This window comes from Streptomyces sp. NBC_00005 (assembly GCF_045160215.1).
In the GTDB taxonomy this organism is placed as follows: Bacteria; Actinomycetota; Actinomycetes; order Streptomycetales; family Streptomycetaceae; genus Streptomyces.
The window spans coordinates 2,615,818-2,641,181 of record NZ_CP108316.1; the positions used below are offsets into that span (position 1 = coordinate 2,615,818).

Sequence of the window (25,364 nt, forward strand, 5' to 3'; positions counted from 1 at the left end):
CGCCGCGCCCGGTCGCCTCATCCCCAGGGCAGCCAGGCCCGCACCCGGAATCCCCCGCCCGCCTCCGCCCCGTGCTCCAGCCGGCCGCCGGCCAGCGTGGCCCGTTCCGTCAACCCGATCAGGCCCTGCCCGGAGCCGGGGACGGACGGAACTTCGCCCTCCGGAGCGGGATTTCGTACGTCCACGACGAGGCCGTCACCCGGGGCGCCCGTGACGGAGACCGCGACCTCCGTGCCGGGGGCGTGCTTGCGGGCGTTGGTCAGGGCCTCCTGGGCGATGCGGTACGCGGTGCGGCCGACGGAGGCGGGGACGGCGGCGGGGTCGGTGACGCGGTTCGCGAGGGTGACCTTCATGCCGGCCTCGCGGCACTCGGTGACCAACGCGTCCAGGGCGGCGAGCGTCGGCTGCGGCCGGCCCGCGTCGTCGGACTCGCCCGCGCGCAGGACGCCGATGATCTCCCGCAGGTCCTGGAGGGCCTCGTGCGCACTCTCGCGGATGACTCCGGCCGCCCGCGCGATCTCCTCCTGGGGTGCGTCGGGCCGGAACTCCAGGGCACCCGCGTGCACGCTCAGCAGCGTCAGCCGGTGCGCGAGGACGTCGTGCATCTCGCGGGCGATGGCCTCGCGGGCGAGCCGCTGCGCCTGCTCGGCGCGCAGCTGCGCCTCCGTCTCGGCGCGCCGGGCGCGGTCGCGCAGGCTCAGCATGAGCTGGCGCTTCGACCGTACGAACATGCCCCAGCCGATGACGGTGAGGGTGAGCAGCTCGGTGAACGCGACCGCCCCCGCGTACGGCAGGTCGGGGTCCGGGCGCAGCCAGAAGAGCAGAGGGAACAGCGCGAGCGAGACGCCGCCGATGCAGGCGACGTACCGGAAGGGCCGGTGCACGGCGAGGGTGAACAGCACGACGATGCCGGCGCCGCCCGACGTGTTCGACACCAGGCCGACGGGGAGCATCGCGATGGCGAGCCCGAGCGGCCAGCGGCGGCGCAGCCACACCGCCCCGCAGGCCAGCGCACCGAGCAACTGGTCGACGACGGCGAGGGCGTGCGGGGTGTGGGCGTCGTGGCTCAGGGTGTCCGCGGCCGCCACGCCCAGGCCGACGGCGAGCAGGAAGCAGGTGAAGTCGACGATCCAGTCGCGCGCGGTGCGCCGGGGCCGCCCGGATCGGCCCGACCGCCCGGCGTCGGGGTCGAGTTCGTGGAGCAGGGCCGACGGAAACAACCATCTGCGCCCGATGACCCCCGTTGCGGCAGGCGTCGGCTTGTCATCACTCACGGTCGACAAATCTACGCAGTGATGGCGCCCGTCAGCCCTCCACGCGAGGGGATCCCCGACCAAAGTCGCACCACCGGAGACTTTCGGCTCACCCGGTCCCGCGGGACGGGGAACTTCCGTCGGGCACGACTCGCCCCGCGGCCGATGTCTGTGGGGGGTCCGCGGGGCGAGGGTCGTGGCATGAAGCAGCTGCTGGAGGTACTCGGACTGATCGCCCTGGTACAGGGCGTGCTGGGCCTGCTCCACGAGTTCACCCACTGGCATGTGGGCCTCGTGCAACGGCTCGGCTTCCTCGACGGCTACGGGATCTACGCGAGCGTCGCCCTGGTGGTGCTGGCGTTCGCGCTGTTCGCCGCCGCGGAGAGCCGGAAGCCCGGATGAGCGCGTACCGGACTTCCGGCTGGTCGCACCGTTCCCTCGGCGACCGTGATCACTTCGGCCCCTTCACTGCGGAAGGGAGACTCGCTCAGCGGGGGAAGTCGCTCAGCAGCCGAAGTCGATCAGGTCGAACGTGGCGTAGTGGTCCGAGGTGTAGTAGTCCTCCTGGGTCTCCTCACCAGTGACGATCCGGCGAGCTCCGCGCGTGGACGAGCCAGGAGTCTTGACCGTGTACTCGTGGTAGTAACCGGACGCCTGACTGGGGAGGACGCCTTCGCGGTTCGAGAAGACGGTGCCGTCCTGCGAGTACGGGTAGGGGCCGCCCTGCGCGATCAGGTCGAGGGTGTCGTACGCCTGCGAGGGCAGGGTGCTGTAGCAGATGCTGCCGACGGAGGTGGCAGCGGCGTCCGCCGTGGTGGCGGAGACGGTGCCGCCCACGACCAGGGCGGACAGGAGAGCGGCAGCTGCGCCAATGCGTGTTGCACGTGGGGGGAATCTCATGAACCTCATAATGACGCGCGTAGACAGTGGCATGTCAATGACAAGCCCGCAGATTTTCCCGTCAAGTCCGATGAGTTTTCCGCGAGTTAACCTGCCGCCCTGCGTCCCCACGCGGTCCCCACCAGTACCAGCGCACCGCCCGCCAGCCCGAGCGCCCCGAACCGTTCACCGCCGAGCGCGATGCCGGCCGCGGCGGCCCACAGGGGCTCGGTGCCGAGCAGCAGGCTGACGCGTGAGGGGGAGGTGCGGCGCACGGCCCACATCTGCACGAAGAACGCGAACAGCGTGCAGAACACGGACAGGAAGATCAGCCCCGCCCACTCGCGCACCCCGAAACCGGCCGCCGTGCCCCACGGGGTGGTGTCGGCGCCGGCCGACAGGACCGCGAACACCACGACGGCGGCGCCCAGTTGGACGGTGGTCAGCGGCAGCGCGTCGGCGCCCTGGACGGCCTTGATGCGGGACATGGCGAGGACGTGCAGGGTGCGGGCGAGGGCGGCGAGCAGCATCAGCAGGTCGCCCAGCGAGGGACGGGTGAAGCCGCCGCCCTGGGTGAGCAGGACGACGCCGAGCACGGAGAGGCCGGCCGCCGCGAGGAACGCGCGCGGGGGCCTGACGCGGGTGGCGGCGGCCTCGGCGAGCGGGGTGAAGATCATGGTGAGGCTGATGATGAGGCCGGCGTTGGTCGCCGAGGTGTGGACGACGCCGTACGTCTCCAGCAGGAAGATCCCGCTGAGGATCAGCCCGAGCAGACCGGCGCCGCGCCACTGGGCGGCGGTGAGGGCGCGCAGTGAGCGCCGGCCGACGGCCGCCAGCACGGGCAGGACGAGGGCGAAGCGCAGCACCAGGACCGCGACGACGGTCCGTGCGGTGGTGATGTCCTTGGCGGCGAGATAGCTCGCGCCCCACACGACCGCCACGAACAGCACGGGCAGGTCGGTGAGCCAGGCTCGGCGGGGCGCGAGGGCGCCCGGTACGGCGATCGAGGACATCAGGGCGGCGCTCCCGGTCTCCCTCTGTGATGTGGAGACATCGGCGGCTCGCACGCGGAGCGATCACCGTACCGGCGCCGCCGATCCTCGGCTAGGCGTTTTCGGGGAGCTCGTACGAGCCGTATTCCGGCCGTCCTGCCAGGTCGTACGTCTGGATGGAGACGCCCGTCGAGGTGATGAGCCCGCCGCGGTGTTTGAAGGCGGTCGGTAGGCCGCCCTCGGCGAAGAAGCGGCGGCCGGCGCCGAGCACGACCGGGAAGGTCATCAGGTGGAGCGTGTCGACGAGGCCGAGGGCCAGCAGGGACTGCACGAGGGCCCCGCTGCCGTGGAGCTGGACCTCACCGTCGGTGCGCTCCTTGAGGGCGGTGACCTCCTTGGCGAGGTCGCCGCTGATCACGGTGGTGCCGGCCCACTCGGGGGCGGTGAGGGTCGAGGAGGCGACGTACTTCGGCAGGGCGTTGAGCTTCGAGGCGACGGGGTCGGCCGGGTCGGTCACCTTCGGCCAGAACGAGGCGAAGATGTCGTACGTACGGCGGCCGAGGAGGAACGCGCCGACATCGCCGAACACCTCGGTGACGAACCGGCCGAAGTCCTCGTCGCTGTACGGGACGGTCCAGCCGCCCTGCTCGAAGCCGCCCCGCGGGTCCTCCTGGGGGCCGCCGGGCGCCTGGTAGACACCGTCGAGGGAGACGAACATCTGGGAGACGAGCTTGCCCATGGCGGGTCCCTGCTTCCTGGTGTGGGGTCTGCTGTCATCACCTCAGACCCCACCGGCTCCCGCAACTCATCGGTCGGCCGTACGGGCCGTACGGCGCCTCACCCGGCGTTCGTCGAGAAGAGGCCGCCCGTCGGGCCCTGCTTGTCGCCGCCCTGGGCCTTCTTCAGGGCGTTCGCCAGGCTTTCGATGGTGAGGGACTGCAGGATCACCCGGCCGTTGCCCTCCAGGGTGGCCAGGGACAGGCCCTCGCCGCCGAAGACGGCGTTCATCATGCCCTGGCGGTTGAGGCCGCCGATGCGCTGGACGCCGTACTGGATGCCCTCCTCGAAGGCGACGACGCAGCCCGTGTCGACCTCGATGCGGCCGCCGAAGTCGGCCGGGTTGAGGTCGATGAAGTTGCCGGCGCCCGCGATGATCACCGTGCCGTGCCCGGTGAACTTCTCCAGGATGAAGCCCTCGCCGCCGCTCCTGCCGGTGCGGCCGCCCTGGAAGGCGATGCCGAAGTCGACGGAGGACTCGGCGGCGACGAAGGCGTCCTTCTCGGCGAACCACGCGCGCGTGCCGTCGAGTTCAAGGGCGCGCATCTCGCCGGGGAGCACGCCCGCGAAGCCGACGGTCCCTTCAGCGCCCTGTGCGCTGAAGTACTGGAACGCCAGCGACTCGCCCGCGAGCATGCGCTGGCCGGCCTGCATGGCGGTGCCCATGGCCTGGCGCAGCATGCCGCCCATGCCGCCGCCTCCGCCCTGCGCCTGCCCGCCGCCGCCCGACGGACCGGAGAGGCGGGTCTCCATGGTCACGTTCGTCGTCTTGAACAGGAACTTGCCCGCCTCGCAGTACACGGTCTGGCCGGGGCGCAGGTTGACGATCGCCATCTGCATGGCGTTGCCGACGATCTCTTGCTGAAGGGTCACGTGGGGAGAACGCGGGAGGTGGAGGAAAGAGTTCCGGCCGGATCCGGAGGGTTTCAGGCCACTCGGTCTCCTTGACCTCCGCGGTCTCCTCGGTCTTCTCGATCTCCGTGTCCGTTCGCCGCCAGCACGGCGGTGCGTCGGCCGCTGGGATGGGTCCATGACGACTTTCAGCGAACCCATGACGACCACTCACGCAGCCCTGCACGGCAAGGTCGCCCTGGTCACCGGCGGCAGCCGCGGCATCGGCGCGGCGACGGCACTGCGGCTCGCCCGGGAGGGTGCGGACGTGGCCGTGACGTATGTGAACGGCAAGGAGGCGGCCGAGGACGTCGTACGGCGGATCGAGGCGCTGGGACGGCGGGCCGTGGCCCTGCGCGCGGACTCCTCGGACGCGGACGAGGCGGCGGGGGCGGTGGAACGTACGGCGGAGGCGCTGGGCGGGGTCGACGTGCTGGTGAACAACGCGGGCGTCGGCGTGCTCGGTCCGCTGTCCGACCTGTCGCTCGCCGACGTCGACCGCGTCCTCGCCGTGAACGTCCGTGGCGTGTTCCTCACCTCGCAGGCCGCCGCCGCGCGGATGCCGTCCGGTGGGCGGATCATCACGATCGGCTCGTGCATGACGCAGCGGGTGCCGGGGATGGGCGGGGTGTTGTACGCGACGAGCAAGTCGGCGTTGATCGGTCTTACGAAGGCCCTGGCGAGGGAGCTGGGCGGGCGCGGGATCACGGCGAACGTCGTTCATCCCGGTCCGATCGACACGGACATGAATCCGGCGGACGGGCCGTATGCGGGTGGGCAGGCGGCGATGACCGCGGTGGGGCGGTTCGGGACGGTGGAGGAGGTCGCGGGGATGGTGGTGTATCTGGCGGGGGCGGAGTACGTCACCGGGGCGGAGTTCTCGGTGGACGGGGGGTATGCGGCGTGACGTCGCCGTGGTGTTCTCGCCCCCGCCGCCCCTACCCGTCCCGAGCCCCCAGGGGACGGGAATGGGAAGGGGCGGCGGGGGCGAGAAAGACCCTGCCTCAGCCACCCAGCTCCTGATGCCGAGCCGCCAGCCCCGCCGCACCGCTCTCCGTCAGCGAGCCGAACAGCCGCAGCCGCGAGATCCCCCCGTCGGGATAGATGTCCACGCGCGCGTGGGTGCCGACCGCCGAAGTCGGCAGCACAAAGCGGTGGTTGGTGTCGGGCTGGAGCCGCGTACGCGGAAGGACCTCGCGCCAGTCACCGGTCTCCCCGTCCTTCACCGCCACCGACGCCCACCCCGCACTGTTCCCCTTCAGATACGCCGTGTCGATCTCGATCGCGCGAATCTCGGACTGAGCAGCGAGGCGGTACCGGATCCAGTCGTTGCCCTGGTCCCGCCGCCGGCGGGTCTCCCAGCCGTCGTCCATCTTGCGGGAGCGACCCGGCTGGATGGTGTTCGTGGCCGGGGAGTAGAAGAGGTTGGAGGCGTCCTCGGCCTGCCCGCCGTTCTCCAGGGCTACGACGTCGAAGGTGCCCAGCGTCGCCAGCCACCCCGGGTCCGGGACGACCTCGCCGTACACCCGCAGGCGCGCGATGCCCCCGTCGGGGTGCTGGTTGACGCGCAGGTGCGTGAAGCGCTGCTCGACCGACACGGCGAAGCCGTTGGCCGCGTGGCCGCCGACCGGTGTGCGCGGGACCAGCGTCGTCCACTTCACGTCGTCACCGAGGAGTTCCGCCGGCGACGGGGAACCCGGCACCGATGTGCCCTCGACCGACACCGCCTGCGGGTAGTTGCCGCGGAAGTGGGCCGTGTCGACGACGATGCCCCGTACGACACCCGGCGCGCCCAGCCTCACCAGCGCCCAGTCGTGGTCCTCGGCCGTCGGCCACGGATGGTCGGCCGAGGCCCCGCGGCGCCGTCGCGTCTCCCAGCCGTCCATGATCTTGCCCTTGTGCCCGAAGTGCTCGGGGTCGAACTCGGCGCGCTCGGGAACCAGCAGGTTCTCGCGCTGGGCGAAGAACTCGTCGTTGGCGGCGATGACTCCGGCGCCGAGCTGCCGGTCGGCGAGGTTGGCGTACTGGGTGAACGGGAGGTCGGCGGTGCGGTAGTCGGCGTACGGGTCACCGCCTCCGTAGGGGTTCGAGTCGCCGGTGAAGCTCGGAATCGCCGTCACGATGATCAGGGGTTCCTTTCGGGAGTCGGCCGCTGCGGGTGCGGGAGAAGCGGAGGGATGGAGAAGCGGAGGAGTGCCGGACTACAGGAGCGGAGGAGTGGAGGTATGGATGAGGGGAGGGTGTGGAGGTGTGGATCAAGGGGTGCGGGTGAGGAGTTGACCCTTCGGGTCCGTGAACTCGCCGTCCGCCACGATGCGTTCGCCGCGCAACCAGGTCGACTTCACCACGCCGTAAAGGGTCTTGCCCGCGTACGCCGTCACGCGGTTGCGGTGCTGGAGGGCCGCCGGGTCCACGGTGAACGTCTCGTCGGGCGCGAGGACCGCGAAGTCGGCGTCGCGGCCGGCCTCGATGGCGCCCTTGCGCGCGTCCAGGCCCACGAGTTCCGACGTCCGTGAGGACATCCAGCGCACCACGTCCTCCAGGCCGTGACCGCGCCTGCGGGCCTCCGTCCACACCGCCGCCAGGCTCAGCTGCAGACCGGAGATTCCGCCCCAGGCGGTCGCGAAGTCGTCCGTCTTCAGGTCGGCCGTGGACGGCGAGTGGTCGGTGACCACGCAGTTGATGGTGCCGTCCGCCAGTGCCTGCCACAGCAGGTCCTGGTTGGCGGCCTCGCGGATGGGCGGGCAGCACTTGAACTCGCTCGCCCCGTCCGGGACTTCCTCGGCGGTGAGGGTCAGGTAGTGGGGGCAGGTCTCGACCGTGATGCGGACGCCCTCCGCCTTGGCCGCGGCAATCAGCGGCAGCGCGTCGCTCGACGACAGGTGCAGCACGTGCACGCGCGCGTTCAGGCGCTTCGCCTGGGCGATGAGCTGGGCGATCGCCGTGTCCTCGGCGTCGCGCGGGCGGCTGGCGAGGAAGTCGGTGTACTTCGGGCCGCCGTGCTGAGGGGCGGCGTCCAGGTGGTGCGGGTCCTCGGCGTGCACGATCAGCAGACCGTCGAAGGAGGCGATCTCGGCCAGGGACTGGGCGAGTTGGTCCTGACCGAGGTGCGGGAACTCGTCCACGCCGGACGGCGACAGGAACGCCTTGAAGCCGAAGACGCCGGCCTCCTGCAGCGGGCGCAGGTCCTTGACGTTGTCCGGCAGGGCACCGCCCCAGAAGCCCACGTCGATGTGGGCCTTGTCGGCCGCGACGTCCTTCTTGGTACGGAGGTTGTCCACCGTCGTCGTCGGCGGGAGGGAGTTGAGCGGCATGTCGACGAGGGTGGTGATGCCGCCGGCCGCCGCCGCGCGCGTGGCGGTCCAGAAGCCCTCCCACTCGGTGCGACCCGGGTCGTTGACATGCACGTGTGTGTCCACCAGGCCGGGCAGCAGGACGTCGTCGCCGAAGTCCTCCACACGGGCACCGGACGGCACTTCGGCGTCGTACGGCTGGACGGCCGTGATCCTGCCGCCCGCGACCGTGACCGAGGCGGCACGCGTCCCCTCGGGCGTGATGACGCGTGTCGAGCGCAGCACCAGTTCTACGTCGGACACCCGGACCCCTCTCAGCCGCCGCGATCTACTTCCGCGTACGCGATTTACTTCCACGTAACGGAATTCAACTTTCTGTTGAAGGAGTCTTCACTCCCACTTCCGCGCCGTCAAGGGCACACTTCTCCACAGTGCACCCTCCGCATCCACTCTGGACGTTTCCACAAAGCGGAATTAGAATTCCATCAAGCAGAACGTAGCTACGTACAAGCAGGGAGTCAACCGACTGCCGGGTAGGCTTCTGCCCTTCCTGCCAGTCCCGAAAGGAACGCGCCGTGCCGACGTCCAGCGCCAGCACCACCGACTCCGCGAAGTCCGCCAGCGGCGGAGTCCAGTCCCTCGAGCGCGCCTTCGACCTGCTCGAGCGGATGGCAGATGCGGGCGGCGAGGTCGGACTGAGCGAGCTCTCCGCGAGCAGCGGACTGCCGCTGCCCACCATTCACCGTCTGATGCGCACGCTCGTGGCCTGCGGGTACGTCCGCCAGCAGCCCAACCGCCGGTATGCGCTCGGCCCGCGCCTGATCCGCCTCGGCGAGTCCGCCGCGCGGCTGCTCGGCACCTGGGCCCGCCCCTATCTGGCCCGTCTGGTCGAGGAGACCGGCGAGACGGCGAACATGGCGCTGCTCGACGGCGACGAGATCGTGTACGTCGCCCAGGTGCCGTCCAAGCACTCGATGCGCATGTTCACCGAGGTCGGCCGCCGCGTCCTGCCGCACTCCACGGGCGTCGGCAAGGCCCTGCTCGCGAACACCCCGGACGACGAGGTGCGCGCCCTGCTCTCCCGCACCGGCATGCCGGCCGCGACGGAGAAGACGATCACCACCCCGGACGGCTTCCTGGCCGCCCTGGAGGACGTACGCCGGGCCGGCTACGCGATCGACGACAACGAGCAGGAGATCGGCGTCCGCTGCCTCGCCGTCTCCGTGCCCAACTCCCCCACCGCCGCGGCCATTTCGATCTCCGGTCCCGCGGGCCGGGTCACCGAGGCGGCGACGGACAAGATCGTCCCCGTACTGCAGCAGGTGGCGTCGGAACTGTCGGTGGCACTGGCGACCTCGGGGCCGGCAGTCCAGTAGTACGTCTAGTACGTCGCCAGGTGCGCCCCGGGCGCGGTGCGGACCCCCGGGGCCCAGCCTGGAGGCAGGGGGACCGGCGGTGGAACGCCCTCGTGCCACGGTTCAGCGGCGCGGCGGCTCCCCGAACAGGTCCACCGCGTTGCGCACGTCGGTCAGTCCCCGGGCGAGTGCGCTCACGGACCCGATCGCCCCGGCGATCAGCAGCAACGACCGTCGCAGGCGCGGGATTTCGGGGGCTCCCTCGATCGTCATCGCGGCGAGAGCGGCCAGTTCGTCCTCGGCGATGCCGCGGTCGGGGAACTCGGCGGGGTGCGCGGCGAGTTCGCGGCGCAACCGGGACACCGCGGTCCGCAGTTCCGTCACCCTCAGATCCTCGTCGCTGCCGGTCACTGGCCTCTGCCCCAAGCTCCGCAACACAGCTCTCCCCCCTCGCACATCCTTGTGCGCAGTCCCTACGCGATCCCGCAACGCACCCCCGTGGCACTGGTCGGGCGCCGGGGGACGCGGGTCAGTAAACGCCACCCGATACCGGGTGCGCCACTCCGCGGACCGAAATTCAACCGTTGGAAACCGGGCACTCGCCCGGGCGTCAGGTATGCAGGACGCATGACGGAGAACAAGGACGTCGAAAACGCCGTCGCCGGGCTGCTCCTCGCCGCGGGGGGCGGGCGACGGCTCGGCGGGCGGCCCAAGGCACTGCTGGAACACCGCGGGCGGCCGCTCGTCGAGCACGCGGTCGGTGTGCTGCGCGCGGCCGGCTGCACCCGCGTCCACGTGGTCCTGGGGGCGCGGGGCGACGCCGTACGGGAGCGGGCACGGCTGGAGGGGTGCGTGCTCGTGGAGAACCCGGAGTGGGAGCAGGGCATGGGCAGTTCACTGCGGGCGGGGCTGGACTCGCTCGCCGGGACAGGGGCCGGCGCCGCCCTCGTCTCGCTCGTCGACCAGCCGGGGATCGGACCGGAGGCGGTCGGACGGGTGCTGGCCGCGTACCGGGACGAGACCTCGCTGGTGTCGGCCGCCTACGACGGTGTACGCGGCCATCCCGTCCTGTTCGGCAGCGTGCACTGGGCGGGTATCGCCGAGACCGCGACGGGGGACCGCGGCGCCCGCGCCTACCTCACGGCGCGCGAGTCGGCGATCACACTCGTCGAGTGCGGGGACGTGGCACGGCCGTACGACATCGACACGGCGGCCGATCTGATCCACCTTGAGTGAGCATGGTGGCACCGAGCGCCACCTTCCCTCGACCCGGAGAATCTCGACATCAACAAACTATTGAAGTTCCACGATGAGGAAACTAGTATCCACTGTTCAGAAGCGCCCTCCCGCTCCAGGGGTGCTCCTCGCCGTACCCGGTTCGACTGGCACCCGGTGCCACCGCTGAAGGAAGTGACAGCTCATGTCCGCACCAGCGCCGTCCCCGCTGGCCATCGTCGACGCCGAGCCGCTGCCGCGGCAGGAGGAGGTCCTCACCGAGGCTGCCCTCGCCTTCGTGGCCGAACTGCACCACCGGTTCACGCCCCGGCGTGACGAGCTCCTCGCCCGCCGCGCGGAGCGCCGCGCCGAGATCGCCCGCACCTCCACGCTCGACTTCCTCCCCGAGACGGCCGCGATCCGCGCGGACGACTCCTGGAAGGTGGCCCCCTCCCCCGCGGCCCTGAACGACCGCCGGGTCGAGATCACCGGCCCCACCGACCGCAAGATGACCATCAACGCCCTCAACTCGGGCGCCCGGATCTGGCTCGCGGACTTCGAGGACGCCTCCGCGCCGACCTGGGAGAACGTCGTCCTCGGTCAGGTCAACCTGGCCGACGCGTACACCCGGAACATCGACTTCACCGACCCGGTGAGCGGCAAGTCGTACGCCCTCAAGGCCGATGAGGAACTCGCCACCGTCGTCATGCGGCCGCGCGGCTGGCACCTGGGCGAGCGGCACCTCGTCGACGCCGACGGCACCCAAGTGCCCGGCGCCCTGGTCGACTTCGGCCTGTACTTCTTCCACAACGCCCAGCGTCTGCTGGACCTGGGCAAGGGCCCGTACTTCTACCTCCCGAAGACGGAGTCGCACCTGGAGGCCCGCTTCTGGAACGACGTGTTCGTCTTCGCGCAGGACTACGTCGGCATCCCGCAGGGCACCGTCCGCGCCACCGTCCTGATCGAGACGATCACGGCCGCGTACGAGATGGAGGAGATCCTCTACGAACTCCGCGACCATGCCTCGGGGTTGAACGCCGGCCGTTGGGACTACCTGTTCTCCATCGTGAAGAACTTCCGTGACGGCGGAGCCAGGTTCGTCCTGCCGGACCGCAACGCGGTCACGATGACGGCCCCGTTCATGCGCGCGTACACCGAACTCCTCGTCCGCACCTGCCACAAGCGCGGAGCGCACGCGATCGGCGGCATGGCTGCCTTCATCCCGTCCCGCCGCGACGAAGAGGTCAACAAGGTCGCCTTCGAGAAGGTCAAGGCCGACAAGGACCGCGAGGCGAACGACGGTTTCGACGGCTCCTGGGTCGCCCACCCCGACCTGGTCCCGATCGCCATGGAGTCCTTCGACAAGGTTCTCGGCGACAGGCCGAACCAGAAGGACCGGCTGCGCGAGGACGTCCACGTCGAGGCCGCCGACCTCATCGCCGTCGACTCTCTGAAGGCCGTGCCGACGTACCCGGGCCTGGTCAACGCCGTCCAGGTCGGCATCCGTTACATCGAGGCCTGGCTGCGCGGGCTCGGCGCGGTCGCCATCTTCAACCTCATGGAGGACGCGGCCACCGCGGAGATCTCCCGCTCGCAGATCTGGCAGTGGATCAACGCGGGCGTCGAGTTCGAGAACGGCGAGAAGGCCACCCCGGAACTGGCCCGCAAGGTCGCCGCCGAGGAACTGTCCGACATCCGCCAGGAGATCGGCGAGGAGGCCTTCGCGGCCGGACACTGGCAGCAGGCCCACGACCTGCTGCTCCAGGTCTCCCTCGACGCCGACTACGCGGACTTCCTGACGCTGCCGGCGTACGAGCAGCTCAGGGGCTGACGTCCTCCTGCGCGACCTTGTCCGAGTGGCCCAGGGACCTTCCCGGGGCCACTCGGTCGCGTACGGCCTGCTTCACAGCCGTCGGTTCCGGGAAGCCCTGTTCGCGGCGGTCCCAGACCACCTCGCCGTCGACCCGCACGACGAAGACGCCGCCGGTGCCGGGCTTGAGCGACAGCTCGCCCAGCTCCGCCTCGAAGGTGGTGAGCAGCTCCTGCGCCAGCCAGGCCGCGCGGGGCAGCCAGCGGCACTGGGTGCAGTACTCGATCTGTACGACGGGACTCATCCGAGGTGCACCGACCAATCCTGTTCCGCCGCCGGTTCGCCGTGCAGGTCGGGGACCCGCTTCAGCCAGTTCGGACGGCCCTGCTGTGTCTTCGCCGCGCGATGGGCTTCCTCGGCGGCGAGTTCCTCCCGGGTGGGGAAGTCGGTGGGGAGCCAGTCCGCGGAGGCCCGCACGCGCGCGTGCAGGTAGTCCACGTACGCCGTCCGGACGTCGTCCGGGGTCGCGAAGCCCTCCTCGTCGGCCAGCCAGCCGTCGGGGACCTCCGCCGCGATGTCCCGCAGCAGCTCCCGCGTCACCTTCGGCGCCAGTTCCGCGTCGGCCGCCCGTACGTCGGGGGCGTAGTGGCCTAGGGCGTGATGCCTGAAGTCGTACCGCTTGCCGGGGTCCGACCCGTCCCAGCGGTGGTGGAAGACGAGCGCGGCGCCGTGGTCGATGAGCCACAGGTGCGGCGGCACGGTGCCGAGCGTGGGCCACACCATGAGGTTCGAGCTGTGGACCGTGCGGTCCACGTTCACGGTCAGCGCGTCGAGCCAGACGATCCGGCCCGCCTCCGCCGAGTCGACCGGGAACCTCTTCGCGACCTCCGGCGTGAAGTCCTTCGCGCCCGGCAGGAAGTCCATGCCGAGGTTGAGTCCCGCGCTCGCCAGGTGGAGTTCCCGCACCTCCTGGTGGGGTTCGTCGTCGGCGATCGCCGGGTCGAAGTGGACGAGGACCAGCTCGGGGAAGCGCAGCCCGAGGGCGCGGGCCAGTTCGCCGACGATCACCTCGGCGACCAGCGCCTTGCGGCCCTGCGCGGAGCCGGTGAACTTGACGACGTACGTGCCCAGGTCGTCGGCCTCCACGACCGCGGGCACGGAGCCGCCGGCCCGCAGTGGGGTCACGTATCGAACAGCAGTCACATCGCGCAGCACACCCGCCAGGGTAAGTCAGCGCTCACCCGGCCAGCGGGTTGGGCAGCGGCAGATAGCGGGCCTCGGCGCCGTCCGCCCCCGTCCAGCGCAACAGCAGGTTCGTCTTGCCGGGGAGCGTCGGCGAGGTGAGCAGCCCGGCGATCTCGGGGAGGTCGTGCCGGGTGAACTCGCGGCGTGCGGCGGGCCAGGGGTCGAGGCCGGGGTGGTGTTCGGCCAGGGCGCCGGCGATCTCGGTGAGGTGGTTGACGACCAGGCAGTACACGAGCCGCTCCCAGCCGGCGGCGCGGGACACGTCCGGCAACAGCTTCACGCCCTCGGCGTCCCGGAACAGCGCCTGCACCGGGGTGCCGTCGGCGTCGACGGCGACCAGCGTGTTCTGCAGATGCGCTTCGAGGACGACGCCGTGCTCGGCGAAGGCGGCCAGGGCCGGAGGTACGACCGCCCCGAGATACGCCTCCCACCAGGCCGCCGGGTCGGCGGTGCTCGCGAGCGGGCTGCCCTCGAACCCCTCCACCAGGGCCGCGGCGAGCAGCGGGGTCGCGCCGGGCAGCAGGTGGCCGTGCAGTCCGTCGCGGACCAGGACGGCGAGCTCCTCGAACGCGAAGTCCGCGGTGCGGTGGCCACGGTCGCTCAGCCAGGCCGCGGGTCCGCCCATCGAGGCGAAGGCGGCGGCCGCCGCTCCATTCGTACGGCCGAGTTTCAGCAGGTCGTGGCGCCACAGCCGGCGGATGTCGTTGGTGATGCGCACGTCGAGGCTGAACTTCAGGAACAGGTCGCGCTCGGGGGCGTACAGCGTGCGGACCGCGGCCGTCGGCCAGGCGTCGAAGGCGGTCGTGCCCAGCCGGATCAGGCGCCCGTCGGCGAAGGCGGGCGCGAGGTCCACGAGGTCCAGCTGCCAGGGGTGGGCGGGCAGCAGCCGGTAGCCGGGCGGGGCCTCGCCGAGGGCGTCGAGCGCCGAGGTGTCGCCCTCCTCGACGACCGTGTCGGCCCGCACGCCGAGCAGCACCAGCGGGAAACGGGCGTGCGCCTCCGGGGCGTAGGGCAGCCAGCCGGCGACCGGGCCACCGCCGCGCGCCTTGGGGGCCGGGTGGTAGGGATGACCGGTGATGAGGGACTGCTCCGAGCGCTGATACGGGTCTTCGGGCGCCGTCGCACGCGCGCGGGCGGCGAGCAGCGCGGCCACCGCGTCGCGGCTGTCGATCATCTCGGCGGGGAGCTCGTGGTTGGACAGGCCCGTGTGGCGGCGCAGTTCCTCGGCCACGAGCTTGACGAGTTCGGTGTGGCCGATGTGGTGCCAGTGGCCCGCCGCGTACACCTCGGGTTCGGCGGGCCGCCGTTCGCCCCGCACGCGCAGCAGGCGGTCGACGCCGCGCAGCCGGTACATCCTGCGGGCTCCGCACCCGCCGAGTGGCTGAGCCACCTCGCGCAACAGACAGTTGAGGAGCGGGGCGGCCGCGTAGGCGTCGGCGCGGTCCGGCACGTCGTCGCGCGCGGTGGCGTCGGCACCGGCGGGCGGGGGCATGAGGTCCAAGCGATCCACTCGTTCCCTGAAGATCCGTACGGGCGGAGACGATCAGTATGGATGCCGTCACCCCCGGTCCATGACGCACTACTCGTACCCGAGGAGCCCGCCCGTGCACCGTCCCCACCCCGCGGAGGCCGAGGTCGCCGAGGAACTCGCCGCCGTGCGCCCGGCCCTCCTGTCACGGTACGCGGCCGAGCTGCCGGGCGCCCGCGCCGCCGTGCTGAGCCGGCTGTGGCGGGCACTCACCCATGAGCCGCTGCCGTGGATCACGGGCCGGGATCCGGGCCGGGACGGCCTCACCCTGCGCCTGCGGGACGGCCGCCGGCTGCACGGGCCGGCCCCGGATCCGTACGCCACCGCCGCGTACGTCACCGTCGTGCGGCTCGACGACGTGGACTACGACCATCCGGCGCGGCTGATGACCGACCTGGCCGTACCCCACTGCGTCGACTTCGCGGCCGAACTCGGGCACAGCGTCGCGTCGTTGGCGCTGTCGCGGGCGGGACAGCCCGGCCCGGCGGATCACCCGGAGGAGTGGCCCGCGGTCGACTGGGAGTGGGAGCAGCGGATCGTCGACGGGCACCCGTATCACCCCAACTGCCGTTCCCGGCCCGGCTTCTCGGTGGCCGAGCAGCTCGCCTACGGGCCCGAGCACCGGTCGCCGGTCGAGCTGGGGATGCTGCCGGTCCGGGCGGGCGAGTGCCTGGTGACGGGGGTGTGGCCGGACGAACTGCGGGACGGGGAACGGCTGCTGCTCCCGGTGCATCCATGGCAGGCAGTGCACGTGCTCAAGCGGACGTGCGAGGAGAAGATCACCGCGCATCCACTGATGTCCCTGCGCACGCTCGCGGTGCCCGGCGGGCCGCACGTCAAGACCGCGCTGAGTGCCCGGCTGACGTCCTCGGTGCGGGACATCTCGGTCTACTCGATCGGGCTGTCGGCGACCTTGTCGTCCTTCGCGGAGTCTCTGGCGGCGCGCACGGACGGACTGCTGCACGTCACACGGACGTTGGGCGCGGCCACGGCCGACTCCCCCGACCTCGCCACCGTGCTGCGGGAGTCCCCGCAGACGTACGCCTCGACGGAGCGCGGCGAGCGGGTCGTGCCGGTGGCCGCGCTCGCGACCACCGCGCTGCCCGAATCCCCCGCCTGGCTCGCCGACTTCACCCGCCTCACCCTCACCGTCGGCCTGCGCCTGCTTGAGCTGGGAGTGGCTCTGGAGGCGCACGGCCAGAACCTGCTGGTCGTCCTCTCGGCGACGGGTGCCCCGCTGCGGCTGGTCTACCGCGACCTCGCCGACATCCGCGTCAGCCCGGCGAGGCTGGCCCGGCGCGGCATCCCGGTTCCGGATCTCTCCGGACGGATCGTCACGGACGACGTGGTGACGCTGCGGCGCAAGCTGTTCGGGTCGCTGGTGGCGGGCGCCCTCGCGGGTACGGCGGGTTCGCGGGCGGCACTCCGGGGGGCGCTGGAGACGGCCGTAAGCGATCTGCCGCGCACCCCCGACCTGGTCGCGCTGGTCGAGGAGCCGCTGCCCACGAAGGCGTTGACGCTGATGCGGATGTCGCCGGGGATGCCCGGGGACCAGTGGGCAATGCTGCCCAACCCCCTGCGCGGGCAGGCACGGTGACGGCTCGTTTTGGAGCCCGGCGCATCTGATCAATAAGATCCGCCGATGATCAGAACACAACGGCTGGCGGCAGGAGTGTGTGCCCTGCTCGCCGCCCTGGCGGCCGGGCTCGCCCACCCGGTCGCGGCGAGTGCCGGCGAACCCACGGGCGAGGCCACCGCGAAGGTGGACCTCGTCCTCGACGTCAGTGGGTCCATGCGGGCCCGGGACATCGACGGCGGCACCCGGATGGCCGCCGCGAAGCAGGCCTTCAACGAGGTGCTGGACGCGACGCCCGAGGAGGTCCAGCTCGGCATCCGCACGCTCGGCGCCAACTACGCGGGCGACGACCAGAAGACGGGCTGCAAGGACACCGCGCAGCTCTACCCGGTCAGCACGCTGGACCGCACCGAGGCCAAGTCGGCGGTCGCGACGCTCTCGCCCACCGGCTGGACGCCGATCGGCCCCGCCCTGCTGAAGGCGGCCGACGACCTGAACGGCGGCGACGGCTCCAAGCGGATCGTGCTGATCAGCGACGGCGAGGACACCTGCGCGCCGCTCGACCCCTGCGAGGTGGCCCGCGAGATCGCCGCCAAGGGCATCGGGATGACCATCGACACGCTCGGCCTGGTCCCGAACACCAAGATGCGCAAGCAGCTCAGCTGCATCGCGGAGGCGACCGGCGGCACGTACACCTCGGTCGAGCACACCGACGAACTCACCGACAAGGTCAACCAGTTGGTGGACCGCGCGGCCGACCCCGTGGTGACGCCGGTCGCCACCGAGGGCGCCGCGCAGTGCACCGACGCACCGACCCTCAAGTCCGGTCTGTACACCGACCGCGAGGAGTTCGGGCAGCAGCGCTTCTACCGTGTCGACGTGAACCCCGGTCAGGAGCTGCGGGCTTCGGTGAGCGTGGCGGCCGACCGGGCCGTGAGCCTGGACTACGGCGTGCTGCTCAGGGCGGTGACCGTGCACGGCCGCGAGATCGTACGCGGCGAGGCGACGGGCAACGGCCGTACGGACGTGGTGTCCACGGGCCTGCGCCACCCGACGGCGGAGAGCGACGAGGACGACGCGCCGGCCGAGACCGTGTGCCTCCAGGTCACCAACTCCTTCTCGGCGGCCTCCGGTGTGAAGACCACGCCCGGCCTGCCGCTCGAACTCACAGTGGACGTGGTCGACGGTCCGTCGCAGGCGAGCGACGTGGCCTCCTTCGGCCTCGGGCGCGGCTGGTGGCTGCTCGGCGTACTGGTGCTGGTCGGCTTCCTGGCCGGTCTGCTGTGGGGCTGGGTGTCACGCTGGCGGGTCGCGGTCTGGAGGACCAACTGATGCGGATCACACATGTGTTGAGCGCGGCCCTGCTGACGCTGGGGCTGGCTGCCGGTCCCGCGGCGGCCGACTCCTCGCCGTCGCCCAGCGCCTCGGAGGACAGCTCCGCGCCGACCAGCGCGGGCACGTCCTTCCGTACGGCGACGGAGATCGAGCAGGGGCAGCAGGCCACGGCGAGCGGTTCCACGGGTGACTACCTGTACTGGTCGTTCCCCGCGGACGCGGGACAGCGCCCCACCGTGAAGGCGACGGTGAAGCTTCCGGACGCGCACGCCGCCCAGACCTGGCAGATCGACGTGTACGACGGGCTGCGGCGCCGCCAGGCCTGCCAGTACGGGACGCAGACGCGCACCGCGGCCCAGGGCTCGGCCTCGGTCGGCCTGTCCTGCACCCTGCGCACGGTCCGCTCCTGGTCCGAGCAGTGGGCCGACGATCCGCTGCCGGGGACGTACTACATCCGGCTGACCGTGGTGAATCTGGCGACGGCCGACCTGGGGCAGCCGATCGACAGCTCGGTCCAGGTCGGCTCCAAGGACATCGGCGGCTCGGCGGCGGTCGACGGTTCGCTGGCCGAGCCCCTGGTGCCGGGGATCGCGGTGACCTCCAAGTCCGATGAGAGCGACGGGGATTCGAAGTCCGCCGTGCTGTCCCGCATCGAGCCCGAGGACGGCTGGGAGTCCGGCTGGTGGTCGGACCGCTGGGTGTGGACCGCGCTGGGCGGTGTGCTGGCCGCGCTGGCCGGGGTCGGCGGCTACGCGCTGACGCGAAATTCGGGGCGACCCGCACGGATCCCGCCGGGCGCCTGACAACTCGTCAAAGTCCGCAGCCGGGAGGCCCGTCGGAATCCGGAGCCGGGAGGCCCGTCGCGCATCGGCGCGGCGGGCCTGCGTCATGCCTCCCGGAGCGCCTTCGCGAGTGTGCCGTCCCCACTCACCTCGACTCGCCCGCTCCGCACCGCCTCGGCGAGGCTCAACTCCCCGCGGCTGACGGCCGTACACGTCTCGGCGTCCAGGACCAGGCGCGCGTCGGGCTCCGAGGGAGCGGGCCCGTCGCCGTACACCGGACCGTCGACGGCACCGGCGTACAGGTGGAAGTCCCCTTCCTCCAAACAGACTTCGACGAGCCCCTCCCCCTCCAGCGAGCGCAGCACAGGCAGCGCGAACCAGTGCGCCCGCAGGGCGTCCGTGGGCCGGCGTTCCGCCAGCTCCGCCTGCCCCCACACGCTCAGCGCCTGCAGCACGGGCAGCAACTCCCGCCCCCGCTCGGTGAGTTCATACACATACGCCGCACCGGGCGGCGGCAGCCGGCGCCGCGTCGACAGCCCGTCCCGTTCCATGTCCTTCAGCCGCGAGGCGAGTACGTCCGTGCTCACGCCCGGCAGGTCCGCGTGCAGGTCGGTGTAGCGGCGTGGACCGGCCAGCAGCTCCCGGACGATCAGCAGGGTCCAGCGGTCGCCGACGAGGTCGAGGGCGCGGGCGGCGGAACAGTACTGGTCGTAGCTTCGGCGTCGTGACATGCGACGCAGTCTAGACATGTTGTTGGACTTTCCAAGCTCGAACTTGGTAAAACCAAGCAACACACGAAACCGGAGGGGCGAGCGCGCATGGAGTTCCGGCAGTCGAACAAGCTCAGCGAGGTCTGTTACGAGATCCGCGGTCCGGTGATCGAGCACGCCAACGCGCTGGAGGAGGCGGGCCACAGCGTGCTGCGCCTGAACACCGGCAACCCCGCGGCGTTCGGCTTCGAGGCGCCGGAGGAGATCCTCCAGGACATGATCCGGATGCTCCCGCAGGCGCACGGCTACACGGACTCGCGCGGCATCCTCTCCGCCCGCCGGGCCGTCGCCCAGCGCTACCAGGCGCTCGGCCTGGAGGTCGGCGTGGACGACGTGTTCCTCGGCAACGGCGTGTCCGAGCTGGTCTCGATGGCCGTACAGGCGCTGATCGAGGACGGCGACGAGATCCTGATCCCCGCCCCGGACTTCCCCCTGTGGACCGCGGTGACAACTCTCGCCGGGGGCAAGGCGGTTCACTACCTCTGCGACGAACAGTCCGACTGGTACCCGGACCTGGCCGACATGGAGTCGAAGATCACGCCCCGCACGAAGGCGGTCGTGATCATCAACCCGAACAACCCCACCGGCGCGGTCTACCCGAAGGAGATCATCGAGGGCATCCTCGACCTCGCCCGCCGGCACGGCCTGATGGTCTTCGCCGACGAGATCTACGACCAGATCCTGTACGACGACGCCGTGCACCACTCGGCCGCCGCGCTCGCCCCCGACCTGGTGATCCTGACCTTCTGCGGCCTGTCGAAGACCTACCGCGTGGCCGGCTTCCGCTCGGGCTGGCTGGTCGTCACCGGCCCCAAGCAGCACGCGCGCGACTACCTGGAGGGCCTGACGATGCTGGCCTCCATGCGCCTGTGCGCCAACGCGCCCGCCCAGTACGCCATCCAGGCCGCGCTCGGCGGCCGCCAGTCCATCCGCGATCTGACCACCCCGGGCGGCCGCCTCCACGAACAGCGCAACGTCGCCTGGGAGAAGCTGAACGAGATCCCCGGGGTGTCCTGCGTGAAGCCGAAGGGCGCTCTGTACGCCTTCCCGCGCATCGACCCCAAGGTGCACAAGATCCACGACGACGAGAAGTTCGTCCTGGACCTGCTGCTGCGGGAGAAGATCCAGGTCGTCCAGGGCACGGGCTTCAACTGGCCCACCCCGGACCACTTCCGCATCCTCACCCTCCCCCACGCGGACGACCTGGAGGCGGCGATCGGGCGGATCGGGCGGTTCCTGAGCGGGTATCGGCAGTAGCAGGGAGACCCCCCACCGCATCAACGGTGGTGCGTGACACCCCAGTTCAGTGGTGGTCACCCAGTAACCTGGCGTAGTGAGGGATGCTCCGCCAGGTGAAGGAGTCCATGTGTCGGTGCGGTACTACGTCTACATCAGCGATGCCAAGGTCGACATGCTGCTCCCGCAGGTGGACGCGGGGTTCTCGCGCCGGCGCACCACCGAGGTCGGCTTCAGCCTGAAGTTCGTCAACGCCAGGCACAGCGTGGAGGCAGAGGCGTCGGACCGGGTGACACGTCTGGAGCGAGTGGTCCGGCATCTGGACGACTTCGGCGACGTGGGCACCGTCGACGAGCCCGGCCAGTACTTCCGGGGTCGGCTACTCATGCGGTGGGGGCCCTTGTCCCCCGGCGGAACGCCGCTGGTCTACTTCGGCGGCCACACCGAGCACACGATCGTCGGGCTCGGCGGCGCGAGGGGCCATGTCTTCGGCACCCCCACTTCGGCGTCGGCCGAGCAGGACCAGGCGTTCGCACCGTCGACCATGCCGGGAATGCTCGCGGCGCTCGCCGCCCTGGGAACCCCGGGCGAGGAGGCGGTGTCTCCGGAGGCACTCGCTTCGGTCCACCGGGCGAACCGAATGATGCGCGGCACCGATCAAGAAGTCGAGTTCCTCGCCAAACGCCTGCTGCACGGGCCGAGTCCGTACCCCGAACTCGACGCGCACCACGGCATGACGGTGCTGCTCGGCAGCCCGCTCTTCGTCGCGCTCGCCGACTGAGGCCGTGGCGGGCGAGGCGGGCGAGGCGACTCCGGTCTGGGAGCCGGGTGATGTCGTACTCGGGCTGTACGAGGTGCTCGACGTGGTGCACAGCGGGGGCATGGGTCTGGTGCACCGGGTGCGGCACCGCGGCTGGCAGGTGGACCTGGCCGTGAAGACTCCGCGGCCCGACCTGGTGCGCACGCCGGACGGCCTCGGCCGCTTCGAGACCGAGGCCGGTACATGGGTGGGACTCGGCCTGCATCCGCACACGGTCAACTGTGTGTACGTCCGCACCGTCGACGGGGCGCCCCGGGTGTTCGCGGAGTGGGTCGACGGCGGCAGCCTGGCGCAGGCCGTACGCAGCGGGAGTCTCTACGAGGAAGGCCACCGGGCGGCACTCGGTCGCATCCTCGACATCGCGATTCAGATGGCATGGGGACTTGAGTACGCACACGCCAGTGGGCTCGTCCACCAGGACGTCAAACCGGCGAACGTCATGCTCGAACCGGACGGTACGGCCAAGGTCACCGACTTCGGCCTGGCCGGAGCACGGGCGGCCGACGAAGAACTCACGGCGCAGCGTCCGCGAGAGGACCCGGGCACGGTCAGCTTCCGCGGGAGGACGCGCGCCTACTGTTCTCCGGAACAGGCTGCCGCCGCGGCTGGGCACCGCACAACGCGCCTGACCACGGCGACGGACGTGTGGTCCTGGGCGGTGAGCGTGCTCGAGATGTTCACGGGGCGCCTGCCGACCCGCTACGGCCAGCTCGCCGGGGAGGTGTTGGAGAACTTCCTGCGCGAAGGCGGCGCCGACGACGCGCGCGTCCCGGCCGTCCCGCCCACGGTGGCGGCCCTGCTGCGCCAGTGCTTCGCCAAGGACCCGGCGGACCGTCCGTCCGGGCTCGGCGAACCGGCGGCCACGCTGCGCGATGTGTACCGCGAGGCCCTCGGCACCGACCATCAGCGGCCCGCGCCCAAGGCTGCGCAGTTGCTGTCCGACGGCCTGTCGAACCAGGCTCTCTCCCTCCTCGACCTCGGCAGGACCGAGGACGCCGAGGAACTGTGGCGACGGGCGGTGGCAGCCGATCCGCACCGCCTGCCGACGGTGTACAACTTCGGCCTGCACCGGTGGCGTTCGGGAAAGTGCACCGGCGAGGAGGTCGTCTCGGACCTGGAGGCCGCCCGCACGGCCGACACCGACGCCCCGGCCGGACTCGGCGCCCTGCTCCTGGGCTCCGTACAACTGGAGCGCCACGAGAACGAGCGGGCCGGGGAACTGCTGCGGGAAGCGGTCGCCGCCGATCCGGACTCGACCGACGCCGCCGCGGCGCTCGCCGAGTGGGAGCGTCGCCCGCCGCCGATCCGCGCGGACCTGGACGGGCACACCGGGCCGGTGTCGGCGGTCGCGGTCAGCGCGGACGGTAACCGGGCACTGGCCGGCGACCGTGCGGGCGGGCTGCTGCTGTGGACGCCGGGCGAGCGTCAGCGACGGCGCGTGCGACGCACGCTGACCCGGCGCGGGCTGCCGGTCGACGTCGTCGCCATGGACGCGGCGGGCGCGCTCGGCGTGACCGTCCGGCGGGACGGAATCGTCGAGTTGTGGGACCTGGACCGGGCCCGCCGTGGAGTTGGATTGCCGCACGGAGACGGGGGGCCCGCGGTCAGCGCCGCGGTGAGCGGCGACGGCCGGTACGTGGCGACGGGGCACCAGGACGGCCTGATCCGGGTCTGGGAAACCGAGCGGGGGCAGCTGGTCACCGCCTGGCAAGGTCACCTCGGGACGATCACCTCGCTGGCGCTGAGCCGTGACGGCCGCAGGGCCCTGTCCGCGTCGTTCGGCGACGGGGGCCGGGACGGCAAGGTCCGCACCTGGGACGTGGCCGGCAGGCGCTGTGTCGCCACGCTCACGGGGCCGATGAGGGGAACGCTGCACGGCGAGCCGGTGCACACCAGCCCGATGGATATGGCGGCCGTCTCCCCCGACGCCCGGTGCGCGGTGGTCGCCTGGTGGGAGGGGCCGCTCACCCTGTGGGACGCACGGCAGGGCACCGTCGTGAGCGAAGTGCCGCACCATTTGCGCCACGTGATGTCCATGGCGGTCGCCTCGGCCGGACCGGTCTTCCTGACCGTCCAGGACTGGGGAGATCCGACCCAGGTGTGGCACGCGCCGACAGGTCGCAGCCTGCGCACGCTCGACCCGCCCGCCGGCCGGGTATACGCCACGGCGGTCAGCGCGGACGGCCATGTCGCCGTGCTCGGCAGGGGTCACGGCTGGTCCCGGAGCGGACAACTGGGTCAGGTCACGGTGCGGTCAATTCCCGCCCCCGACTATCACGCACCGTGGTGCTACGCGCGGCCCAGACCCGCCCGTGAACTCACCACTGCGGCGGACGTGTTCGGCGAACTGATGGACCGTGCGCACGACCTCACGGAGCAGGGCAGGTTCGCCCCCGCCGCCGACGTCCTGAGGTCCGCCCAGGAAGTGCCCGGCTTCGCCCGTCACCCGCGGCTTCGGGGGACGTGGGCCGAAGTGGGCGCGCGCGGCCGCAGGTCCACCATGTTCGGCGCGTGGCCGCTGTACACCTACGACGGACATGGGGAGTTCACCCAGCCGACGACACTGGCCCTCCGGGAAGACGGCGCCATCGCGGCGACCGGCCGCTGGACCGGCGAGGTGGACGTCTGGAACTTCCCCGACGGCGAGCGACTGCACACCTTCGACCACGGTGAGGGCGGCAGCGCGCGGGACATCCAATTCGCCCTGCAGGGAAACCTGTTGGCAGTCCGGACCACCCGGGGCACGATCCGGCAGCTGAGCCTCGAGGACGGCAGCAAGCGCCTGTTCACGGACGAGACGGGCCCCGCCAGCACGTTTGCTCTCACCCCCGCGGGCGACCGGATCCTGATCGGCGACGAGACCGGCACCCTGCAGCTGCGGAACCTGCCCGCGGGCCAGATCCTGCGCACGCTACGAGCGCACGGCGGCAAGGTCGGAGCGGTGGCGCTCAGCTCCGACGGCCGGTACGCCGCCTCGCACGGTGGCACGCATCCGCAGGCGAACCATTTCGGGAGGCCGTCCAACGAGAACGAGGTCCATCTGTGGACGCCGGACTCGGACCGCCCCGCGTGGACACTGACGTCGCGCACCAGCAGGGAACGCCCGGACTTCAGCGCGGACGGTCAGACCCTCTTCCTCTCCTCGAACATGTTCGTCACCGCGTGGGACGTGGCCACCGGCACGTTCCGGTATTCGATCCGCACCATGGGCACGTTCATCGGCTCGTCCCTCGGCCATCCGATCGTCGTCTTCAGCGCCGACCGCCGATACGCCGCATCGCCGGGCGACAAAGCCCTGAACGTGTGGGAAACCGCCACCGGGCAGGTGCTCCACTCACTGCCACTGCCACTGCCGGGCCTCTTCCGCTCCTTCGCGCTCAGCGCCGACGCCACCTTCGCGGTCACCGGCGGCACCGACCGCCTGGTACGTGTGTGGGAGGTGAGCTCCGGGCGCTGCCTGCGGACGCTGGACGGCCACCGAACAGCCGTCAGTCACACACTGCTGAGCCGGAACGGCGCCCTGCTCGCCACCGGGGACCTGGGCTCGGGCCTGGCAGCTTGGGAATTGGCCTGGGACTTCGACTTCCCGCCGGCGGACGGTGGGTGA

23 protein-coding genes are annotated in these 25,364 nt (G+C 71.4%); 11 read left to right on the forward strand and 12 right to left on the reverse strand.

Going from position 1 to position 25,364, the window contains the following annotated elements:
* Positions 1-17 precede the first annotated feature (17 nt).
* Positions 18-1,274: a sensor histidine kinase gene (locus OG303_RS12395; protein WP_405867815.1), complete on the reverse strand. Its 1,257-nt coding sequence runs from the start codon at positions 1,272-1,274 to the stop codon at positions 18-20.
* Between the two features lie 180 nt (positions 1,275-1,454).
* On the opposite strand from OG303_RS12395, the gene OG303_RS12400 reads away from it, so the two are divergent.
* A complete protein-coding gene (locus tag OG303_RS12400; protein ID WP_405867817.1) occupies positions 1,455-1,655 on the forward strand; it encodes a hypothetical protein in 201 nt (66 codons plus the stop codon).
* Positions 1,656-1,757: 102 nt separating this feature from the next.
* Here OG303_RS12400 and OG303_RS12405 read toward each other — a convergent pair whose 3' ends face one another.
* The 4 genes from OG303_RS12405 to OG303_RS12420 all read right to left on the reverse strand — a co-directional run bounded on the left by OG303_RS12405 (position 1,758) and on the right by OG303_RS12420 (position 4,774).
* Positions 1,758-2,153 carry a ribonuclease domain-containing protein gene (locus tag OG303_RS12405; protein ID WP_405867819.1) on the reverse strand — a complete coding sequence of 132 codons (396 nt, stop codon included), beginning with the start codon at positions 2,151-2,153 and terminating at the stop codon, positions 1,758-1,760.
* A gap of 86 nt (positions 2,154-2,239) precedes the next feature.
* A complete protein-coding gene (locus tag OG303_RS12410) occupies positions 2,240-3,145 on the reverse strand; it encodes a DMT family transporter (protein ID WP_405867821.1) in 906 nt (301 codons plus the stop codon).
* A gap of 91 nt (positions 3,146-3,236) precedes the next feature.
* Entirely contained in the window at positions 3,237-3,863 is a 627-nt protein-coding gene (locus OG303_RS12415; RefSeq protein ID WP_405867823.1) for a dihydrofolate reductase family protein, read from the reverse strand.
* Between the two features lie 98 nt (positions 3,864-3,961).
* Positions 3,962-4,774: an AIM24 family protein gene (locus tag OG303_RS12420; protein WP_405867825.1), complete on the reverse strand. Its 813-nt coding sequence runs from the start codon at positions 4,772-4,774 to the stop codon at positions 3,962-3,964.
* 178 nt (positions 4,775-4,952) lie between these two features.
* On the opposite strand from OG303_RS12420, the gene OG303_RS12425 reads away from it, so the two are divergent.
* A complete protein-coding gene (locus OG303_RS12425; protein ID WP_405867827.1) occupies positions 4,953-5,699 on the forward strand; it encodes a 3-oxoacyl-ACP reductase family protein in 747 nt (248 codons plus the stop codon).
* Between the two features lie 97 nt (positions 5,700-5,796).
* Here the strand turns inward: OG303_RS12425 and alc are convergent, their stop codons facing one another.
* On the reverse strand, positions 5,797-6,912 hold the full coding sequence (alc, locus tag OG303_RS12430) for an allantoicase (protein WP_405867829.1): 1,116 nt from the start codon (positions 6,910-6,912) through the stop codon (positions 5,797-5,799).
* A gap of 135 nt (positions 6,913-7,047) precedes the next feature.
* Complete coding sequence (gene allB, locus OG303_RS12435; protein ID WP_405867831.1) at positions 7,048-8,388, reverse strand: allantoinase AllB; 1,341 nt, start codon at positions 8,386-8,388, stop codon at positions 7,048-7,050.
* 272 nt (positions 8,389-8,660) lie between these two features.
* Between allB and OG303_RS12440 the strand changes: the two genes are divergently transcribed.
* The gene (locus OG303_RS12440; protein ID WP_405867833.1) at positions 8,661-9,461 is read left to right on the forward strand and encodes an IclR family transcriptional regulator; all 801 of its coding nucleotides are present in this window, start codon (positions 8,661-8,663) and stop codon (positions 9,459-9,461) included.
* A gap of 102 nt (positions 9,462-9,563) precedes the next feature.
* On the opposite strand, the gene OG303_RS12445 is transcribed toward OG303_RS12440, so the two are convergent.
* On the reverse strand, positions 9,564-9,851 hold the full coding sequence (locus OG303_RS12445) for a DUF5955 family protein (RefSeq protein WP_405877221.1): 288 nt from the start codon (positions 9,849-9,851) through the stop codon (positions 9,564-9,566).
* Positions 9,852-10,067: 216 nt separating this feature from the next.
* Between OG303_RS12445 and OG303_RS12450 the strand changes: the two genes are divergently transcribed.
* Complete coding sequence (locus tag OG303_RS12450; RefSeq protein WP_405867835.1) at positions 10,068-10,676, forward strand: NTP transferase domain-containing protein; 609 nt, start codon at positions 10,068-10,070, stop codon at positions 10,674-10,676.
* 184 nt (positions 10,677-10,860) lie between these two features.
* A complete protein-coding gene (gene aceB, locus OG303_RS12455) occupies positions 10,861-12,486 on the forward strand; it encodes a malate synthase A (RefSeq protein ID WP_405867837.1) in 1,626 nt (541 codons plus the stop codon).
* Here aceB and OG303_RS12460 read toward each other — a convergent pair.
* From OG303_RS12460 to OG303_RS12470, 3 genes are read right to left on the reverse strand one after another with little or no spacing between them, the layout of a single operon-like run.
* Entirely contained in the window at positions 12,476-12,769 is a 294-nt protein-coding gene (locus tag OG303_RS12460) for a SelT/SelW/SelH family protein (protein ID WP_405867839.1), read from the reverse strand. The two genes, aceB and OG303_RS12460, sit on opposite strands and share 11 nt — an antisense overlap.
* Entirely contained in the window at positions 12,766-13,680 is a 915-nt protein-coding gene (locus OG303_RS12465; RefSeq protein ID WP_405867841.1) for a HipA family kinase, read from the reverse strand. The genes OG303_RS12460 and OG303_RS12465 overlap by 4 nt, the downstream gene beginning before the upstream one ends.
* A 22-nt stretch (positions 13,681-13,702) precedes the next feature.
* Positions 13,703-15,220, reverse strand: a complete 1,518-nt coding sequence (locus OG303_RS12470) for an IucA/IucC family protein (protein WP_405867843.1) — start codon at positions 15,218-15,220, stop codon at positions 13,703-13,705.
* 94 nt (positions 15,221-15,314) lie between these two features.
* Here OG303_RS12470 and OG303_RS12475 point away from each other — a divergent pair, with 94 nt between their 5' ends.
* From OG303_RS12475 to OG303_RS12485, 3 genes are read left to right on the forward strand one after another with little or no spacing between them, the layout of a single operon-like run.
* On the forward strand, positions 15,315-16,835 hold the full coding sequence (locus OG303_RS12475; protein WP_405867845.1) for an IucA/IucC family protein: 1,521 nt from the start codon (positions 15,315-15,317) through the stop codon (positions 16,833-16,835).
* A gap of 45 nt (positions 16,836-16,880) precedes the next feature.
* Entirely contained in the window at positions 16,881-18,146 is a 1,266-nt protein-coding gene (locus OG303_RS12480) for a VWA domain-containing protein (RefSeq protein WP_405867846.1), read from the forward strand.
* Positions 18,146-18,952 (forward strand): hypothetical protein, encoded by an 807-nt coding sequence (locus OG303_RS12485; RefSeq protein ID WP_405867848.1) that lies wholly within the window; start codon positions 18,146-18,148, stop codon positions 18,950-18,952. Before OG303_RS12480 ends, OG303_RS12485 begins: the two co-directional genes overlap by 1 nt.
* A gap of 83 nt (positions 18,953-19,035) precedes the next feature.
* On the opposite strand, the gene OG303_RS12490 is transcribed toward OG303_RS12485, so the two are convergent.
* A complete protein-coding gene (locus OG303_RS12490; protein WP_405867850.1) occupies positions 19,036-19,662 on the reverse strand; it encodes a winged helix-turn-helix transcriptional regulator in 627 nt (208 codons plus the stop codon).
* Between the two features lie 87 nt (positions 19,663-19,749).
* Between OG303_RS12490 and OG303_RS12495 the strand changes: the two genes are divergently transcribed.
* From OG303_RS12495 to OG303_RS12505, 3 genes are all read left to right on the forward strand, one after another.
* The gene (locus OG303_RS12495; protein ID WP_405867852.1) at positions 19,750-20,958 is read left to right on the forward strand and encodes a pyridoxal phosphate-dependent aminotransferase; all 1,209 of its coding nucleotides are present in this window, start codon (positions 19,750-19,752) and stop codon (positions 20,956-20,958) included.
* Positions 20,959-21,067: 109 nt separating this feature from the next.
* The gene (locus OG303_RS12500) at positions 21,068-21,718 is read left to right on the forward strand and encodes a DUF7019 family protein (protein WP_405867854.1); all 651 of its coding nucleotides are present in this window, start codon (positions 21,068-21,070) and stop codon (positions 21,716-21,718) included.
* A 4-nt stretch (positions 21,719-21,722) separates the two neighbouring features.
* The gene (locus OG303_RS12505) at positions 21,723-25,364 is read left to right on the forward strand and encodes a protein kinase domain-containing protein (RefSeq protein WP_405867856.1); all 3,642 of its coding nucleotides are present in this window, start codon (positions 21,723-21,725) and stop codon (positions 25,362-25,364) included.

Bases quoted from the DNA above. Each gene is read 5' to 3' on its own strand.
- OG303_RS12400 (WP_405867817.1), top strand. From the start codon at position 1,455: ATGAAGCAGCTGCTGGAGGTACTCGGACTGATCGCCCTGGTACAGGGC.
- OG303_RS12405 (WP_405867819.1), bottom strand. From the start codon at position 2,153: ATGAGATTCCCCCCACGTGCAACACGCATTGGCGCAGCTGCCGCTCTC.
- OG303_RS12410 (WP_405867821.1), bottom strand. From the start codon at position 3,145: ATGTCCTCGATCGCCGTACCGGGCGCCCTCGCGCCCCGCCGAGCCTGG.
- OG303_RS12415 (WP_405867823.1), bottom strand. From the start codon at position 3,863: ATGGGCAAGCTCGTCTCCCAGATGTTCGTCTCCCTCGACGGTGTCTAC.
- OG303_RS12425 (WP_405867827.1), top strand. From the start codon at position 4,953: ATGACGACCACTCACGCAGCCCTGCACGGCAAGGTCGCCCTGGTCACC.
- OG303_RS12450 (WP_405867835.1), top strand. From the start codon at position 10,068: ATGACGGAGAACAAGGACGTCGAAAACGCCGTCGCCGGGCTGCTCCTC.
- aceB (WP_405867837.1), top strand. From the start codon at position 10,861: ATGTCCGCACCAGCGCCGTCCCCGCTGGCCATCGTCGACGCCGAGCCG.
- OG303_RS12460 (WP_405867839.1), bottom strand. From the start codon at position 12,769: ATGAGTCCCGTCGTACAGATCGAGTACTGCACCCAGTGCCGCTGGCTG.
- OG303_RS12480 (WP_405867846.1), top strand. From the start codon at position 16,881: ATGATCAGAACACAACGGCTGGCGGCAGGAGTGTGTGCCCTGCTCGCC.
- OG303_RS12485 (WP_405867848.1), top strand. From the start codon at position 18,146: ATGCGGATCACACATGTGTTGAGCGCGGCCCTGCTGACGCTGGGGCTG.
- OG303_RS12490 (WP_405867850.1), bottom strand. From the start codon at position 19,662: ATGTCACGACGCCGAAGCTACGACCAGTACTGTTCCGCCGCCCGCGCC.
- OG303_RS12495 (WP_405867852.1), top strand. From the start codon at position 19,750: ATGGAGTTCCGGCAGTCGAACAAGCTCAGCGAGGTCTGTTACGAGATC.